Source organism: Nocardia sp. NPDC060259 (assembly GCF_042728775.1).
Lineage (GTDB): Bacteria > Actinomycetota > Actinomycetes > Mycobacteriales > Mycobacteriaceae > Nocardia.
Map to the genome: position 1 here is coordinate 1 of NZ_JBHXAY010000066.1, position 19,092 is coordinate 19,092.

At 70.9% G+C, this 19,092-nt stretch carries 5 protein-coding genes; all 5 read right to left on the reverse strand.

The window, feature by feature from the left end; translation table 11 throughout:
• Positions 1–44 precede the first annotated feature (44 nt).
• Positions 45–890 carry an ABC transporter permease gene (locus ACFWF2_RS22330; RefSeq protein WP_379309390.1) on the reverse strand — a complete coding sequence of 282 codons (846 nt, stop codon included), beginning with the start codon at positions 888–890 and terminating at the stop codon, positions 45–47.
• Positions 891–931: 41 nt separating this feature from the next.
• Entirely contained in the window at positions 932–1,924 is a 993-nt protein-coding gene (locus ACFWF2_RS22335; protein ID WP_379309370.1) for an ATP-binding cassette domain-containing protein, read from the reverse strand.
• A complete protein-coding gene (locus tag ACFWF2_RS22340) occupies positions 1,921–15,588 on the reverse strand; it encodes an amino acid adenylation domain-containing protein (protein ID WP_379309371.1) in 13,668 nt (4,555 codons plus the stop codon). Before ACFWF2_RS22340 ends, ACFWF2_RS22335 begins: the two co-directional genes overlap by 4 nt.
• Positions 15,589–15,792: 204 nt before the next feature.
• A complete protein-coding gene (gene lnt, locus ACFWF2_RS22345; protein WP_379309372.1) occupies positions 15,793–17,451 on the reverse strand; it encodes an apolipoprotein N-acyltransferase in 1,659 nt (552 codons plus the stop codon).
• A gap of 38 nt (positions 17,452–17,489) precedes the next feature.
• Positions 17,490–19,082: an amidohydrolase gene (locus ACFWF2_RS22350; protein ID WP_379309373.1), complete on the reverse strand. Its 1,593-nt coding sequence runs from the start codon at positions 19,080–19,082 to the stop codon at positions 17,490–17,492.
• Positions 19,083–19,092 lie beyond the last annotated feature (10 nt).

Here is a 19,092-nt window from a genome sequence, read left to right on the forward strand (position 1 = left end):
CCGAACCGGGAGGCGGCCTTCGCCGTTGTCGGTCGCGGAAGCACTCAGTGGCTGGCGACCTTTCGATACTGCAACAACGCGGCAGGCATCGCTACCGCCAGGATGACCAGCGAGCAGATGACGGCGTAAAGGATGCAGTTGTCGGCTGCCCAGCCGGTGGCGGGGGCGAACGACGGTGGTGCGTCGTTGTCGAACAGCTCGCGGCCCGCCGCCGAGACCGCGGTGATCGGGTTCCATTCGGCGATGGTGCGCAGCGGGCCGGGCAGGGTCTCGGCGGAGATGAACGCCGAGGAGATGAACGACAGCGGGAACATCCAGATCAGGCCTGCGCTCTGCGCGACCTCGACGGTCGGTGAGATCAGGCCGGTCAGCGCGCCGACCCAGGACATCGCGAACGCGAACAGCAGAATGATGGCGAAGGCCAGCGCGGCGTCGGCGGCGCTGCCGTGGATGCGCCAGCCGACGATGTACCCGCAGATCACCATCACACCCAGGCTGAGCACGTTGACGACCAGGTCGGACAGCGTGCGGCCCATGAGCACCGCCAGCCGCGACATCGGCAGCGTCCGCATCCGGTCGATGATGCCCTTCTGCAGGTCGCCGGCGAGGCCGACGGTGGTGAAGGCGGCATTGAACGCGACCGTCTGGGTGAAGATGCCCGCCAGCAGGAACTCGCGGTACTGGTCGCCGCCGAGCGACGCGCCGAAGATGTAGGCGAACAGGAACACGAACATCAGCGGCTGGATCGTGGCCGTGACCAGCAGCGTCGGCACCCGCAGAATCGTCAGCAGATTGCGGTGGGCCACGATCGCGCTGTCCCGGATGAACCGGGCCCGCGGCTGCGCCCCGCCGGCAGCGGCGGAGCGCGGTGGACTCGTCTGGATCGGCATTTCGCGGGTCTCGTGCTCATCGGAAACCTCCGGTGCGACACTCACGACAGAATCTCCTCTTGCACATCGTCGGTTTCGGATTCTTCGGCGGCCGGTTCGGCCGGAGTCCCGGTGAGGGAAAGGAACACGTCGTCGAGGGTGGGGCGGACGACGACGGCGTCGACGACGCACACACCCGCGTCGTCGAGGCGGCGCAGCGCTTCGACCATGGTGCGGGATCCGTCGCCGACCACCACCGACACCTCCGCGCTGCCGGGTTCGTGGATCGGTTCACCGACGCCGACCTGCTGCAGGACCTTCACCGCCGGCCAGGGGCTCTGCCCGGCGGCGAGAGTGACGGTGAGCCGGTCACCGCCGATGGAGGTCTTGAGTTCGTCGGCCGAGCCCCGCGCGATCACGGTGCCCTTGTCGATGACCGTGATCCGGTCGGCGAGCAGGTCGGCTTCCTCCAGGTACTGGGTGGTGAGCAGGACGGTGGTCCCGTCGTCGACGAGCTCGCCGATCACCTGCCACATGTCGAGGCGCCCGCGCGGGTCGAGGCCGGTGGTCGGCTCGTCGAGCACCACCACCGGCGGCCGCGCGACCAGCGCGCCCGCCAGGTCGAGCCGCCGGGCCATACCGCCGGAGTAGGTGCCGGCACGCCTGCCCGCCGCGTGCTCGAGACCGAGGACGCCGAGCAACTGCTCGGCCCGCGACGCGGCCTGCTTGCGGGACATCCCGTACAGGCGCGCCACCATGCGCAGGTTCTCGTAGCCGGTCAGGTTCGCGTCGACGGCCGCGTACTGGCCGGACAACCCGATCCTGGTCCGCGCCGTGGCCGGATCGGCCAGCACGTCCACCCCGGCGACCCTGATCGAGCCCGCGTCGGGCCGTAGCAGCGTGGTGACGACCCGCACGGTGGTCGTCTTGCCCGCGCCGTTGGGGCCGAGCAGGCCGAGTACCGTGCCGGCCGGGATTTCCAGGTCGATCTCTTTCAGCACGCGCACCTTGCCGTAACTCTTGGCCAGGCCACGTACTTCTACCGCCAAACTCACGGACGTATCTCCTTCTGGCCGCCGCCGCACACGGTGATCGCCGGGACCGCGTCGAGGTGGTGATGCAGCACGGGGCCGATCACCGCCAGCGATTCCGGCGTTGTCATCGCCGCATGCCTGCAGGGCAGGTCGTGGTTGTGGATGTTGCCGGTGACGAACGGCTGCCAGGCTTCGGCGCGCCTGCCCGGGTCGGCGGCGTTGATCTCGTCCGCCGCGGCGGTGAAGAACACCAGGTCGCCGTCGAAGGTGCGCGGCCGGAACCGGTTGGCCATCACCGTGCCGTCGGCGTACCCGGTGTAGAGCCGTTCGAGATTCTCGACCGAGAGCGCGGCGAACGGGCCCGGCTGTGCCCGCAGCAGCTCGGCCGCTTCGTGCAGGTCGAGATCGGCGGGCAGCGGTGCCCCGCCGACGAGGTCGGCACCGAACTCACCGAGGATGTCGGCGACGCTCGGCATCGCGGTGTCGAGCCAGCGGTCGCCGAGCTGGTAGCTGTCCATCATGGCCAGCAGCGCGACGTCCTCCCCCGCGTCCTGCAGCTGGACCGCCACCTCCTGCGCGATCAGGCCGCCGAGCGACCAGCCGAGCAGATGGTACGGACCGTGTGGCTGGATCGACCTGATGTTGGCCACATAGTGGCCGGCGGCCTCGGGGATCGTGGTGAACCCGTCCTCCCCGGACACGTGCGGCGCCTGCAGGCCGTACACCGGGCGCTGCGGCGCGAGGTGCGCGAGCAGACCCGCGTAGCACCAAGCCAGGCCGATCGCGGGATGCACGCAGAACAGCGGGGTGTCGTGCGGGCCGGTGGACGGGCGGATGGCGAGCACCGGTCCCGTCGCCGCCGCCATGGCCGCGCCGGCGTCGGCGCCGTCGAGCCTGGCGGCGATGCCGGCCGGGGTTGCGTCGCCGAACATCAGCTGCACCGGCATGTCGTAGCCCTGCTCACGCAGTGCGGCAACGACTTTGGTGGCCAGCAGGGAGTTGCCGCCGAGTTCGAAGAACCCGTCGTCGGCACCGACTCGCTCGGTGCCGAGCACCTCGGCGAACACCGTGCACAGCGCCACCTCGGCGGGGGTCACCGGCGCGCGGTAGCCCTCGGTCGCGACGAACACCGGCTCTGGCAGCCGGGCCCGGTCGAGCTTGCCGACGGGCGTCAGCGGTACCTCGTCGAGCAGCATCACCGACTGCGGGACCATGTAGTTCGGCACGTGCGCGCCGACATGGTCGAGCAGTTCGCGCACCGTCGGCACGGCGCCTGCGCGTGCCTTCACGTACGAGACCAGCGCGGTGACACCCGCCTGCGTGGTGTGCCCGATGGTGAGGGCGAACTCGACGTCGGTGTGCCTGCCGAACGCGACGTCGATCTCGCCGAGTTCGATGCGGAATCCGCGCACCTTCACCTGGTGATCGGTACGGCCGACGTACTCCACGTCCAGCGTCGGCTTCGCGCCGTCGCGCCAGCGCACCAGGTCGCCCGTGCGGTACATCCGTTCGCCCGGTGCGCCATAGGGATTGGCGACGAAGCGCTGCGCGGTCAAACCGGGACGGTTGTGGTAACCGCGGGCCAGCGCCGAACCGGCCAGCTGCAACTCGCCGGTGACGCCGATCGGGGTCGGGTGCAGCCGCCGATCCAGGACGGTGGCACTGACGCCCCGGATCGGCCCGCCGATGCTGATCGGGCCCTGTGGGCTCATCGGCTGCGGCATCAGCGTCACGATCGTCGTCTCGGTGGGGCCGTAGACGTTGTAGAAGTTGCGCCCCGGCGCCCAGCGGGCCAGCAGGTCCGGCGGCAGCGCCTCGCCGCCGACGAGAACGTGCGCGAGCGAGTGCACGCCCGCCGGGTCGACGGTGCCGATCGCGGCGGTGGTGATGAAGGCGTGCGTGATCCGCTCGCGGATGAACAGCTGCCGCAGGTCCTCGCCGCCGACGATTCCCGGCGGCGCGATCACCAGGGTCGCCGCCCCGCCGAGCGCGAACAGGATGTCGAGCATGGAGCCGTCGAAACTCGGGGTGGCGAAGTGCAGTACCCGGCTGCCCGGACGCACGTCGTAGCGGTCGGCGGTCTCGGCAGCGAAGTTCGAGATGCCGCCGTGGGTGACCACCACGCCCTTCGGGGTACCGGTGGAACCGGAGGTGTAGACCACGTACGCCGGGTTGGCCAGGCGCAGCGGCCGGATCCGGTCGGAGTCGGTGACCGGCGAATCGTCGGTGCCGAGCACGGTGGCGCGGGTCTGCGGGTCGTCGAGGACCAGCCAGCGGCAGTCACCGGGCAGCCGATCACGATGCGCGAGCAGGGTCAGGCCGACGACGACACCGGAGTCGGTGAGCATGTGGCTGATCCGCTGGGCCGGGTAGTTCGGGTCGACCGGGACGAACGCCGCACCGGCCTTGGCGACGGCGAGCATCGTCGCCACCGATTCGACCGATCGCGGAACGCCCAGCGCCACCAGGCTTTCCGGACCGATGCCCTGACCGATGAGGACCCGGGCGAGCCGGTTGGTCCAGCGGTCGAGGGCGTCGTAGGTGACCACGGTATCGCCCGCGCACAACGCCACCCCGTTCCTTGACCGTGCCACCGCGGCGCCGAACACCGCGGGGAAGGTGACCGGGCGATCGGCGCGGGTGCCGTGCACCGGCGCGAGCGCGGTCCACTCGGCCGCGTCGAGCAGCGCGAGATCGCCGACCGCCGTGTTCGGGTCGGCAGCGACCGCGGTGAGCAACCGGACCAGCCGTTCGCCCAGCCTGCGCGCGGTGCCCTCGTCGAACAGGTCGGCCGCGTAGTTCACCGCGAGGGTGATGCCGTCGGCGACGCGTTCGGCGGTCTGGGTCTCGGTGAAGGTGAACTGCAGGTCGAACTTGGCGATGCCCGCGTCGGCGTCGACGGCCTCGATCCGCAGACCGGGCAGTTCCAGCATCCGCACCGGGGTGTTGCGCACCGACAGCATCACCTGGAACAGCGGGTGATGAGCCTGGGAGCGCGCCGGATTGAGTACCTCGACGAGCCGTTCGAAGGGCATGTCGGCATTGGCGAACGCGTCGAGGTCGCGGTCGCGGACGGTGCGCAACAGGTCGACGAAGGCACGCTCGTCGGCCACCTCGGTGCGCAGCACCAGGGTGTTGACGAACATGCCGATCATCGAGTCGAGCGCCGGATGGCCACGGCCCGCGGTGGCGGTGCCGACGGCGATGTCGTCATCACCGGTGACGCGGTGCAGCAGCACGGCCAGTGCCGCGTGCAGCACCATGAACATGCTGACGTTGTTGACGGTGGCGATGCTGCGCAGCGCGCGGTGGGTAGCCGCGTCGAGCTGGCAGTCGACGGTGCCGCCCCGGTAGGAGGGCACCGGCGGGCGCGGGCGGTCGGCCGGGACGGTGAGCAGTTCCGGCAGGCCGTCGAGCACCTCGTGCCAGTGGGCCAGCTGCTTGCTGATCAGCGAGTCCGGGTCGTCCTCGGTGCCGAGGAGTTCCTGCTGCCACAGCGTGTAATCGGTGTACTGGATCTCCGGGATCAGGTCGCCGAACTGTTCGCCGGCCTGGATGCTGCGGTAGGCGGCGGCGACCTCGCCGGCCAGCGGTTCCAGCGACCAGCCGTCCATCGCGATGTGGTGCACGACGAGGACGAGCACGTGCTCCTTCGACCCCGCGACGGCCAGCTTGGCCTGCGCCGGCACGGGCAGACCCGTGTGGTCGACCGTGATCAGCGCCGCCCGCATGGGGACCGCGGCCGACAGATCGAAACCGGGGGTGACGAACCGGGTCACCGCGGCCTCGACCTCGTCCGGTCGCGCCGTCGCGTGGAACAGGGTGACGGCGGCGATCGCCGGGTCGAGCACGAGCTGTTCGGGCTCGCCCGAGCTCTCCGGGAACACCGTGCGCAGCGTCTCGTGCCGACGTTGCACTCTGTGCAAAGAGGCGATGAGTGCATCCAGGTCGATCGGGCCGTGCAGGCGCAGTACCACCGGGATGTTGTAGGCGCCCGCCGACTGGCTCTCGCCCTGGGTGCCCGCGTTGAACCGGTTGAGGAACCACAGCCTGCGCTGTGCCGCGGACAGCGGGATCCGTTCCGGGCGTTGCTGCTTCACCAAGTCGGGGCGGCCTTCGTCTCCGGACGGCCCCGACTCGATGAGCGCGGCGAGTTCTTCGACGGTCGGCGCGGCGAACACGGTCCGCACCTCGAGCCGCACATTGCTGGCCGCGGCCAGACGTGCCACCAGCTGGGTCGCGAGCAGCGAGTTGCCGCCGATGTCGAAGAAGCTGTCGGTGGCGGAGATCGACGGGGTGCCGACCAGGTCGGTGAAGACCTGGGCGACCAGCCGTTCGGAGGCGGTCTGCGGCGCCCGGCCCGCGGCGACGGTGAATTCCGGTTCCGGCAGCGCGCCGCGGTCGAGCTTGCCGATCGGCGTGAGCGGCACGCGATCGAGCAGGGTCAGCGACGCGGGCACCATGTGCCCGGCCAGCCGGGCCGCCGCGTGGTCGCGGACGGCGGCCAGTTGCGTCGGCTCGGTCCCGTCGGCGAGCTGCACCCAGGCGACGATCCGGTCGTCGCCGGAGATCCGCCGGACCTCGGTGTGCGCGAACCGGACATCCGGGTGGCTGCCGAGCACCGCGCTGATCTCGCCGAGTTCGATCCGGAAACCGCGCACCTTGACCTGGTGGTCGCTGCGGCCGAGGTATTCCAGTTCGCCGTCGGCGGTCCACCGCACGACGTCACCGGTGCGGTACATCCGGGTACCCGCTGGCCCGGACGGGTCGGCGACGAAGCGGCCCGCGGTGAGGCCGAAGCGCTCGTGGTAGCCCTGGGCGATGCCGGGCCCGCCGAGGTAGAGCTCACCCGGCACCCCGGTGACGACCGGCCGCAGCCGCTCGTCCAGGACCAGGGCCCGCGCGCCACGCACCGGCGTGCCGATCGCCACCGGCACACCCACCCGCATCTCCGACATCGCGGCGATGACGGTGGCTTCGGTGGGACCGTAGGCGTTGACGAAACGCCTGCCCGGCGCCCAGCTCGCCACCAGATCGGGCGGCACCGCCTCGCCACCGGCCATGAGCGCGCGCAAACGCGGCAGGGGCCAGCGGGTGGCATCGATCGAGGCAAGCACGGCAGGCGTCAGGAAGGTGTGGGTGATGTCCTCCCGGTCGAGCAGCGCGCCGAGCTCGTCGCCGCCGTAGATGTCGATCGGTCCGATCACCATCTCGGCGCCCGACCAGACCGCCAGCAGCATGTCCAGGACGGAGACGTCGAAGCTGGGAGTCGAGAAGAAGAACGTACGGGCGAAGCGGTCGAGGCCCGTCCGTTCCTGCAGGTCGACCGCGAGGCTGACCAGACCACTGTGGGTGACGGCCACGCCCTTCGGGAGACCGGTCGAGCCCGAGGTGTAGATCTGATAGGCCGTGTCGGCGGGGCGCACCGGGCGGACCCGCTCGGCATCGGTGATCGGAACGCTGTCGTAGGTCGCGAGTTCGGCCTGCAGGTCGGCGTCGTCGACCAGCAGCCACTGGGTGTCGAGCGGACCGGCCGCCTCGCGCAGTGCCTCGACATCCGCTGTGGTGGTGAGGACCGCGCGGGCATCCGAGTCGGTGAGCATGTGCCGGACCCGGTCGGCGGGGTACCGCGGGTCGACCGGCACGAACGCCGCGCCGCTGGAGGCGACGCCGAAAATGGCCAGCGCGCAGTCCAATCCACGGGTCAAGCCGACGACGACCCGGTCACCGGTGCCGATGCCACGCGCGATCAGCGCCCGGCCGAGCCGGTGTGCCCGGAAGCCGACCTCGTCGTAGTCGAGCTCCCCCACCGCACCGTCGACGCTGCCGCCGGCGAACCAGCGCAGGGCAGGCCGATGCGCGAACTTGGTGGCCGCGCGTTCGACGATGTCGGCCAGCACGACCGGCGTCACCGGGGCAGGCCCCTGCGCGGGCACCAGGGCACGATGTTCGGCGACGGTGAGCGCCTCGATCTCGCACACCAGCTGCTCCGGGTCGGCGGTCGCCTGGGTGAGGATCAGCACGAAGCGTTCCGCGAGGGTCTCGATGGTGGCGGCATCGAACATCTCGGCGGCGTACACGAAGTCGAACCGGAGACCGCCGCCCTCGGCGGGCGCCACCCGCAGTTCGAGATCGAATTTGGCGCGGGCGATGTCGAGTTCGTCGGCGGCGAGCCGCAGACCCGGCAGTTCCAGCTCCGGCGCCGGGGCGTCCTGCATGCTCAGCGCGACCTGGAACAGCGGGTGCCGGTTGCTCGCCCTGCTGTCGCGGCCGAGCGCGTCGACGACCCGTTCGAACGGCAGGTCGGCGTTGGCGATCGCGGCCAGTTCGTCGTCGCGGTCGGCGTGCAGCAGGTCGACGAAGCTGCGGCCGGGGTCGACGTCCGAGCGCAGCACGAGGGTGTTGACGAACATGCCGACCAGGTCGTCGAGCTGGATGTCGGTGCGTCCGGCCACCGGGGTGCCGAGGGGGATGTCGCGGCCGCCGGTGACGCTGCGCAGCAGCACCGCCAGCGCCGAGCGCACCACCATGAACAGACTCACGCCGGTGTGCGCCGCCAACTCGTGCATGGCCTGCTGCAGCGGCGCCGAAACCTCGCATCCCACACTGCCCGCCACGCCGGTCGGGTCGAGCGGGCGCGGCCGGTCGAACGGCAACGGCAGCTCGTCGGGCAGTTCCGCCAGGGCTTCGCGCCAATGCGCGAGCTGGGTGGCGGCGATGCTGTCCGGATCTTCCTCCACGCCGAGCACCGCGCGCTGCCACAGGCTGAAGTCGGCGTACTGCACCGGCAGCGGCGCGCGCACCGGCGCGGTGCCACCGCACCTGGCCACGTACGACAGCGCCAGGTCCCTGGTCAGCGGGCCCAGCGACCAGCCGTCGGCGGCGATGTGGTGCACGATCACACCGAGGCGGTACTCCCCCGGCGCGACCCGCAGCAGCTGGATGCGCAGCGGCGTCTCCCTGGTCAGGTCGAAGCCCTTGCGCGCCAGCTCGGTCAGCATGGCGTGTGCCTGCTCGGGATCGCTGTCGACGACCTCGATCGCGGGAACCGTCTGGGTGATCGGCAGGACCACCTGCTGGGCGCCGGACAGGTCCTCGGGGAAAACCGTGCGGAGCACCTCGTGTCGCTCCACCAGATCGGTGAGGGCAGCGCGCAGCGCGCCGATTCTCAGATCTCCGCTGATTCGCAAGACGAATGCGATGTTGTAGGCGCTCGATTCGGGGGACAATCTGTTGAGGAACCACAGCCGCTGCTGCGGCAGCGACAGTGGTATGCGTCCCGGGCGTGGGGTGTGTACCGCCAGCGCCACCCGCTGCGTCCGGGGCGCTTCCGTGATCAGCTGGGCGATACCGGCCACGGTCGGCGCCTCGAAGATCTGCCGCACCGGCAGGTCGACACTGAAGTCCGCGTGCAGCGCGGCCGCGAGCCTAGTGGCCAGCAGCGAGTTGCCGCCGATCTCGAAGAAGCTGTCTTCCGCACCGGGCACCGAGCTACCGAGGATCTGGGTGAACACCGCCGCGACCCGCATCTCCAGATGGGTACGCGGCGCGCGGGTGCCCGTGGTGACAGCGAATTCCGGTGCGGGCAGAGCCTTTCGGTCCAGCTTGCCCGCCGGGGTCACCGGCATCCGCTCGATCACGGTGACGGCCGCGGGCACCATGTACCCGGGCAGCCTGCCGCGCGCGGTGGCCAGCACGGCCGCCGGATCGACCGGACGGTGGGGAACCACATAGGACGCGAGCCGCTGCTGGCCGTGCTCGTCGACGTGCACGACGGTCAGCGCCGACTGCACCCCCGGGTGCTCGCGCAGGACGTGGTCGATCTCGCGCAGTTCGACGCGGAAGCCGCGGATCTTGATCTGGTCGTCGGCGCGGCCGAGGAATCGCAACCGGCCAGTGGGATCGGCGACGACGAGATCGCCGGTGCGGTACATGCGTTCGCCGACCCGGCCGTGCGGATTGGCCACGAACCGCTGCGCGGTGAGCGCGAGCTTGCCGAGGTAGCCGCGGGCCACGCCGGGTCCCGAGACATACAACTCGCCCGGTGTGCCCGGCGGCACCGGGTGCAGGCGGCCGTCGAGCACGAACAGCCGCATGCCACGCACGGGCGCACCCAGCGGAGCCGGCTCCCCCGCCTGCATGGCGGCACTCGCGGTGACGGCGACGGTCGCCTCGGACGGGCCGTACATGTTGTGCATCCGGTACTTCGACGCCCACGTGTCGACGAGCCCGTCGGAGCAGGCCTCGCCACCGACGATGACCGTGCCCAGATCGGGGAAGTTACCGGCGGGCACGGTGGCCAGCGCGGCCGGCGTGATGAACGCGTGGGTGATCCGCTCCGACCGGAGGAAACCGGCGAGTTCCGTGCCGCCGTACAGGTCGGCGGGGGCGACGACGATGGTCGCGCCCGCGGCGAAACCGAGCAGCAGTTCCAGTACCGAGGCGTCGAAGCTCGGCGACGAGAAGTGCATGGTCCTGGCCGCATCGGTCACCTTGTACAGCTGCGTCTGCTCGCTGGCGAGCGAGGCGATACCCGCGTGGGTGACCACGACGGCCTTCGGCGTACCGGTGGAGCCGGAGGTGTAGATCAGGTACGCGGGTTGACCGGCCCGCATCGGGTGCCTGCGGTCGGTATCGGTCAGCGGGGTGGCCGAGCGGCTCGCGCAGTCGGCCTCGAACTCGGCGGTGCCGAAGACCAGCCATTCCGGCGCCTTGCGGTGTTTGCCGGTCGTGGTGGGCAGCGCGGCGAGATGTTCGGGCAGCGTGAGCCCGAGCACCGCACCGGAATCGCCGATCATGTGCGCGATGCGCTCCGCCGGGTAGGCCGGGTCGACGGGCACGTATGCCGCGCCGGACTTGGCCACCGCCCAGATGGCGACGATCGATTCCAGGCTGCGCGGCAGCGCGACCGCGACCACCGCTTCCGGACCGGCGCCGTGCGCGATCAGGCTGCGCGCCAGCCGGTTCGAGCGCTCGTCGAGCTCGCGATAGGTGGTGTCGAAGCCGAGGTAGCGCACGGCGACGGCGTCGGGCAGCCGCTGCGCGGTCTCACCGAGCAGACGGGCCAGCGTCCCCGCGGGTTCGGCCGGTGCGCCGGCGACGGGTACCAGCCGTGCGGTCTCACGGCGGTCGAGCAGTGCGAGGTCACCGGTGGGCTTCGCCGGGTCGGCCACCATGGCGGCCAGCAGCGTGGTGAACCTGCGGGCGATCGCTTCCACCGTGACACGGTCGAAAACGTCGGTGGCGAAACCGAATTCGGCGTGCAGCGGACCGTCGACGTGATGGTCGCGGACCTCGAGCTGCAGGTCGAACTTGGCGACGCCGGTCTCGACCGGCACCAGTTCGGCCGCGACACCGGGCAATTCGACCCGCAGTTCGGGGGTGCGGTCGTAGGACAGCATCACCTGGAACAGCGGATGTCGCGAGGTCGACCGATCCGGGTTCACCAGTTCGACGAGCCGCTCGAACGGCACGTCGGGATTGGCGAAGGCGTTGAGGTCGGTCTCGCGGACCAGATCGAGCATCCGGTCGAAACCGGCGGCCAGGTCGACGTCGGTGCGCAACACCAGCGTGTTGACGAACATGCCGACGAGATCGTCGAGGCCGGGGTCGGAACGGCCTGCGATGGGAGTACCGATGGTGATGTCGGTGCTCCCGCACAGGCGGGCCAGCAGGGTCGCGAGCGCGGCGTGCAGCACCATGAACATGCTGACCCCGCGACGTTGCGCGAGTTCGCTTGCGGCACGGCGGGTCTCGGCGTCGACGGTGAAGGCCACCGTGTCGCCGCGAGTACCGCGTTGCAGTGGCCGTGGCCGGTCCAGCGGCAGGTCGAGCTGATCGGGCAGGCCGGCCAGTGCCTCGCCCCAGTGGCTGAGCTGCTTGCCCAGCGGCGATTCCGGGTCGTCCTCGTGGCCGAGCAGTTCCCGCTGCCACAGCGCGAAATCGGCGTACTGCACCGGCAGCGGAGTCCACTGGGGCGCGCGGCCCTCGGCGCGCGCGGCGACCGCGACCATCAGGTCCCTGGCCAGCGGGGCGACCGACCAGCCGTCACCGCAGATGTGGTGCAGCACCACCAGCAGCACGTGGTCGTCGGCGCCGACCCGGTACAGCGCGACCCGCAGCGGGGTTTCGGTGCGCAGATCGAAGCCGCGGCCGGTCACCTCGGCGACCCGGCCGGCGAGATCGGCGGCGATCACGTCGACCGGCTCCAGCGCCGGTTCCACCGCGGCAGCCGGGTGGATCAGCTGGTAGGCACCGGCCGGACCGGCGGGGAAGCTGGTGCGCAGGCTCTCGTGGCGATCGAGCACGTCCCGCAGGCCCGCGCGCAGCGCGTCCAGGTCGAGTCGACCGGTGAGCCGCAGGGCGAGCGGCATGTTGTAGGCAGCGGCGTGCTCGGCGAACCGGTTGAGGATCCACAGCCGCTGCTGGGCCAGCGACAGCGGCACCCGTTCGGGCCGCACCGCCGGAACCAGCTTCGGCGTCGACGACTCGGACCGGTGCGTGCTGAGGTAGCCGGCCAGCGCCGCGATGGTCGAGGTCTCGAACAGCTCCCTGATGGTCAGGTTCGCGTCCAGAGAGGTGTTGATCCGGGCGACCGCGCGGGCCGCGACCAGCGAGTTGCCGCCCAGGTCGAAGAAGCTGTCCTCGACGCCGATCCCGGTGCCGTCGAGCGCGAGCACCTCGGTGAAGATCTCGGCGAGCGCGCATTCCAGCCGGGTCTGCGGTGCGGCGGCGCCGGTGGTGAGCCGCACCCCGAGCGCGGGCTCGGGCAGCGCCTTGCGGTCGACCTTGCCGTTGGCGCTCAACGGCAGCTCGTCGAGCACGACCAGTGCCGAGGGCACCATGTAGGACGGCAGACTGCGCCGCAGCCCCGACAGCAGCACGGCGGGCTCGGGCGCCGACCGGCCCGACCCGGCGACCACGTACGCGACGAGTTCGCCGTCACCGGTGCGACCGGCCCGCGCCACGCAGACCGCGCGGGCGACGTTGCCCTGGGCCAGCAGCGCGGACTCGACCTCGCCGAGCTCGATCCGCAGGCCGCGGACCTTCACCTGGAAGTCGGTGCGCCCCAGGTATTCCAGGACGGCGCCGTCGAGCTGCCAGCGCGCCAGGTCGCCGGTGCGGTACAGACGCTCACCCGGGGTGAACGGATTGGCGACGAACCGGTCGGCGGTCAGGTCGGGACGGCCGAGGTAGCCGCGGGCCAGCTGAGCACCGGCCAGGTACAGCTCACCGACGACTCCGGGCGGGACCGGACGCAGCTGCGCGTCCAGGACGTAGGTCTGGGTGTTCCATACCGGGGAGCCGATCGGCACCGTGGTGGCGTCGGCCGGGCACGGCCAGTAGGTGACGTCGACCGCGGCCTCGGTGGGGCCGTACAGGTTGTGCAGCTCGGGACCGCCGGACGGTCCGTGCAGCGCCGCATGGAAATCGGCCACGGTGGCGCCGGGCAGCGCCTCACCGCTGCAGAACACGCGCCGCAGCCCGGCACCGCCGGCCACCTGTGCGTCGGTGACGAACAGCGACAGCATCGACGGCACGAAATGCGCTGTGGTGATGGACTTCTCGGTGATGATCCGCGCCAGGTAGGCCGGATCGCGGTGCCCGTCGGGCGCGGCGATCACCAGGCGGGCGCCCACCTGCAACGGCCAGAAGAACTCCCACACCGACACGTCGAAGGTCGCGGGGGTCTTCTGCAGGACCGCATCGGTGTGGTCGAGTGGATACTCGGCCTGCATCCACCGCAAGCGGTTGACGATCGCGGCGTGCGTGACGCCGACGCCCTTCGGCTTACCGGTCGAGCCGGAGGTGAAGATGACGTAGGCGAGGTGCTCGGGCCGCAGCGGCGCGAGCCGGTCGGCGTCGGTGATCGGGGCGATATCGCGCCCGCTGACGTCGAGGGTGTCCAGATCGATCCGCTCGACGCCGTCGGGCAGCCGCACCATGTCACGCGCGGCGGTGAGCACGCAGACCGGACGGGCTTGCGACACCACGGCTTCGATCCGGTCGGCCGGGTGTTCGGGGTCGAGCGGCAGGTACGCGGCGCCGGTGGCCAGCACCGCGTACATGCCGACGACCATCTCGATGCTGCGCTGCAGGCACAACCCGACCGTGGTCTCCGGACCGGCGCCGCGGGCGATGAGTTCGCGCGCCAGCTGGTTCACCTGATCGTCGAGTTCGGTGTATCCGATGGCGCGGTCGCCGAATTCGAGCGCGACGGCGTGCGGGCTGCGGCGCACCTGGTCGGTGAACAGCGAGACCAGCGTGCCGGCGGGCACCGGCATCTCGGTGGCGTTCCATTCCCGCAGCACCCTGTCCTGCTCGGCGTCGGTGATCGCCGTCAGTTCGCGGGTGGGCGTGGTCGGCTCCGCGGCCAGGAAGCGGGCGAGGAAGTCGAGGTAGCGGCCGTGGTGGGCGGCGACTTCGGCTTCGCCGTAGAGCTTGGGGTTGGCTTCGAAGTCGAGATGGATGCGGCCGCTGTCACCGTTGTAGATGTTGATCGAGAGGTCCTCGACGGGGCCTGTCGCCAGCACGTTCAGCCTGCCCGTGATGTCGCCGAACTTCAGCTCGTCGTGGAAAAGCATGATGTTGACCATCGGGCCGAAGAAACCGCGGGCGTCGCGGGAGTAGCCGCAGTCGCGCCGGATGTCGTCGGAACGGTAGCGCTGGTGGCGCAGGGCGCCGGTGATCTGGAGTTCGGTCTGGCGCACGACGTCGGCGACGGTGGTGTGCTCGTCGAACCGCACGCGCAGCGGCACCACATTCGACACGACACCCGCCGAGCGGCGCAGCGCGACCGTGGTGCGGGCCGAAACCGGGAGGCTCAACACAACATCCGAGTCGCCGGTGACCGTGCGGACATAGGCCGCCAGCGCCGCGACGATGAGCGCGGAATTGGCCGAACCGTGCGCGGCGATCGCCTCGGTGAGCAGGTCGTCGACCTCGGGGTCGAGGAACGCGGCGGCGCGGTGACGGCCCGGGTCGTGGGTATCGCCGGTGGCGGTGACCGACGACAGTGTCATCGGCTCGCCGACGCCGGCGAGCTGTTCCATCCAGTACTCGCGGTCGGCGCCGAACCGGCTGGACTCGCGGTAGCGGGATTCGTCGGCGTAGAGGTCGACCAGCGCGGCGGCACGGGAGACCGACGGTTCGCGCTCTTCGCCGATGGCGGTGTAGATCTCGGCCGCGCGCGAGAGCGCGTTCATCGCTCCGTAACCGTCGATAACGATGTGGTGTCCGCGTTCGTACCAGAACCAGTCCTCGTCACCGATTCGCAACACGACATTGGTGGTGAGCGGTTCGCGTTCCATGTCGAACGGCGTGCTGGCGTGCTCGTTCATCCAGCGCAGCGCGGCCGCCCGCGGGTCGGGCTCACCACGCAGGTCCATCCGGCCCCAGCCCGGCCGCCATGCCATGTCCACCCGTTGGTGCGGCACCCCGTCTATCTCGAGTAGGCGCACGTGTCCCACCTGGGATTCCGCGCCGAAGCGCTCGATCGCGTGCAGCAGCCTGCCCGGGTCGAGATCACCGTGCAGCTCGACGTAGTGGGCGATGGTGAGCGGAATATCGGGCCGGATCCGTTGCGCATACCACAGGGCCGTCTGACCGGGCGAGAGAGCGAACGGCTGGCCCGGATCGTCGTCTGTGACGCTTGAGCTGACGCGGTCGGTGGCCAATGAACTCATCAAGCACTCCGTTCTGCCTTTGTGTCACAACTCCCCGAGCTTCGCCCGGGCGCGCGACGGCGCCAGGGCGTGGCTATCCACGCCCATTGATTCGGAGTACTGCGGCGGCCGGATGGCTACCGATCTTGATTTGTTTTCAAGCTGAACGCATCGGTCCCCTGAGCGGTCACAGTCGGCCGCCTCCCCCGGGTTAAAACAAACCGCTTATTCAGAATTCTGCGAGTTCCGCATAGCCTGCGCCTGATTCGCGCGCCGGCGCCGGAAAAACATCAGCGCCACGCCGATCGCGGTCAGAATAACGGACACCAGTTCTGGCGCCGCGCCGATTCGCGTCGCGATCGTCGTCGTGTCGCGCAATGGTAGCTGGGCAACGAGCGCGGCGGGTGCGAGTTGCGCGCTCTGCTGTGCGATCGCACCGTCCGCGGTGATGATCGCGCTGACCCCGGTGGTCGCCGCCACCACCAGCGCCCGGCCGTGTTCCACTGCCCGCACCCTGGACATGGCGAGTTGCTGGTAGGTCATCTCGCTCTCGCCGAAGGTGGCGTTGTTGGTCGGCACGGCCAGCAGTTCCGCGCCTGCGGCCATCGATTGCCGGAATGCGCGATCGAAGGCCACCTCGTAACAGGTCGCCACGCCGATCCGCACGCCGGCCGCCGTGACCGAACCGTCACCGTTGCCCGGCACGAAATGTCCGGCTTGGTCGGCATACGACGAGAACAAGCGGAAGAAACTACGCATCGGCAGGTATTCGCCGAAAGGCTGGATGATTTTCTTGTCGTGCCGGTCTTGCGGTCCTGCCGCGCCGTTCCACACCATCACCGAGTTGGTGGTCGTGCGGTCACCGTTCACCAGGACTGCGCCCACCAGGATCGGCGCGCCGATCCGCTGCGAGGCCTCGGTGATCTCGGCGGCGGCGTCGGCGTTGCGCAGTGGGTCGATATCGGAGGAGTTCTCCGGCCAGATGACGACATCGGGCCGGACCGCTTCCCCTCGATCGACGGCGGCGGCGAGCTCCTCGGTGCGCCGGACGTGGTTGTCCAGCACGGCGCGGCGCTGGGCGTTGAACTCGAGGCCCAGCCGCGGCACGCTGCCCTGGATCGCGGCAACCGTGATCGACCGGTGGCCTTCATCCGGGGCGGGCAGCGTCGGCCGGAGGATCACTCCGGCGAGGGGCATGATAGCCACAGTGACTGCCGCCGTGGCAAATCCGATCCGCGTGGCCCGGCCGGTCACGCGCGGCGCCGGCATGCGCGCCCACGCGAGAACGCGCAGGGCGAGCGCGGCGAGGCCGGTGCCGGTCAGGGCGACGGCGAACCCGATCAGCGGGGCGCCGCCATAGGCGGCCAGCGGCAGATACCAGCCGTCGGCCTGACCGAAAGCGATACGGCCCCACGGGAATCCACCGAAGGGGAAGCTCGACCGCACCCACTCGGTCGCCGTCCAGGCGATCGCGAGCCAGAACGGCCAGCCGGGCAGCGCGCTCAGCCACCGGGCGAGCACGCCCCAGAGGCCGATGAAGACCGCGCAGGTCGTCGAGAGCGCCAGCCAGGGCAGTGGTCCGACATAGATGCCCGTCCACGGCAGCAGCGGCACGAAGAACGCCAGGCCGCCGAGAAAGCCGTAGCCGAATCCGGCGCGCAGCGTGCCGGGCCCACGCACCGCGACAGTCAGCAAAGCGATGGCGACCGGAGCCAGGAACCACCACGGCCGGGGCGGGAAACTGCCGAACAGCAGCAGTCCGCCCGCGGTGGCCGCGAGCATCCGCAGCAGCACGCCGTACCCGCGACCGGCCGCCGAGGTCTCGGGCGTGGCCGCGTCGCCGGTCACGGCGTCGGGCCCTGGTTCGGTGGCGGGGTGGATCATCGTGTCCTGTTCCGTGATTCGGTGCCGGTACGTCGTGGTCAGGCGGTGTAGATCGTGGTGCCGTTGTGCACGGTGCGCAGGCAGGTCGGCAGGTCGGCGCCAGGTTCGAGGCGCGGAAGGCCGGGCACCCGCGAGCGCGGGTCGGTGGACCAGCGCTGCACCGTGTCGGCGGCCGCCGCGACGACGAGGTCACCGGCGTCCCACACGGCATACGAGGCGGGCGCGCCCGGCACCAGCGTGCCCGCGACACCGTCACGCACGCCGCCCGCGCGCCAGGCGCCACGGGTGGCCGCCGCGAAGGCGGCGCGCGGCGACAGGCCGTGGCCGGGTGTCCGGTGGTGGACCGCGGCCCGCACCTGCTGCCACGGGTTCAGCGACGTGACCGGCGCGTCCGAGCCGATGGCCAGGGAGATGCCCGCGGCGGCCATGGCCGAGAACGGGTTCAAGCCCGCGGCGCGCTCGGCGCCGAGGCGGGTCGCGTACATGCCGTCGGGTCCGCCCCAGGCGGCGTCGAATCCGGGCTGCACGGACAGGAGCACGCCGAGGGCGGCGAGCTGCTCGATCGCGGCGGCGTCGGTCATCTCGGCGTGCTCGACCCGGTGCCCGCGCGCGGCGATCGCCGGTCCGCCGAGTTCGGCGGCGACCGCGGCGAATCCGGCGACCACGATGTCCATGGCGGCGTCACCGATCGCGTGGAAGCCTGCCTGGACACCGGCTTCGGTGCAGGCGCGGATATGCGCGGTGACGGTCTCGGCGTCGAGGAAGTTCTTGCCGCAGCCGCTCGCGTCGGCATAGGGCTCGCGCAGCAGCGCGGTGTGCGAACCGAGCGAGCCGTCGACGAACAGGTCACCGCCGAGGGCGGCCACGCCGAGTTCGTCGATCAGCGCGCGGGCTTCGCCGGCGGTGCGCACGGCTTCGCCCCAGTAGGCGCGCACCTCGACACCGTGCTCGAAGGCGAGGAGTTCGCGGATGTCGTCGCGGCCGGAGATGTCGGGGCCCGCGCATTCGTGGACGGCGACGATGCCGTGCGCGGCGGCCGCGTCGAGGGCGGCGGCGCGGGCCCGATCACGGTCTGCGCGACCGAGTTCCGCGAGCGCGACGGACCGCACCCGGTGGTGGGCGTCGGCGCGCAGCGGTTCGCCGCGGCGGTAGCCGTCGCCGAGTTCCCCGGCCGCGTCGAGCAGCGCCGAGGAGGCGACGGCCGAGTGCGCGTCGACGCGCGCGAGGTAGACGAGCCTGCCCGGACCGGCCGCCTCGTCGAGTTCGGCGACGCTCGGCGGCCGCTGTTCGGGCCACGCGGTGTCGTCCCAGCCCTCGCCGATGATGACCCCGTCGGGCTGCGCGCCCGCGTGCGCACGCAGCGCGGCGAGCAGGTCGGCCAGCGACGCGGTGCCGCTGACGTCGAGTCCGGTCAGTTGCAGGCCAAGGGCGGTGACGTGCACGTGCGGGTCGACGAACGCGGGCGCGACGAAAGCGCCGTCGAGGTCGACGATCTCCGCGCCGGGGTGCATCGCCCGGCCGGGTGCTTCGGCCCCGAGCCACACCACGGTGCCGTCGGTAACCGCCATCGCGGTCGCGTCCGGGGAGCTGGAACTGTAGAAACGACCGCCGATCAGCAACTGGGTACTCACGGTCACCCAG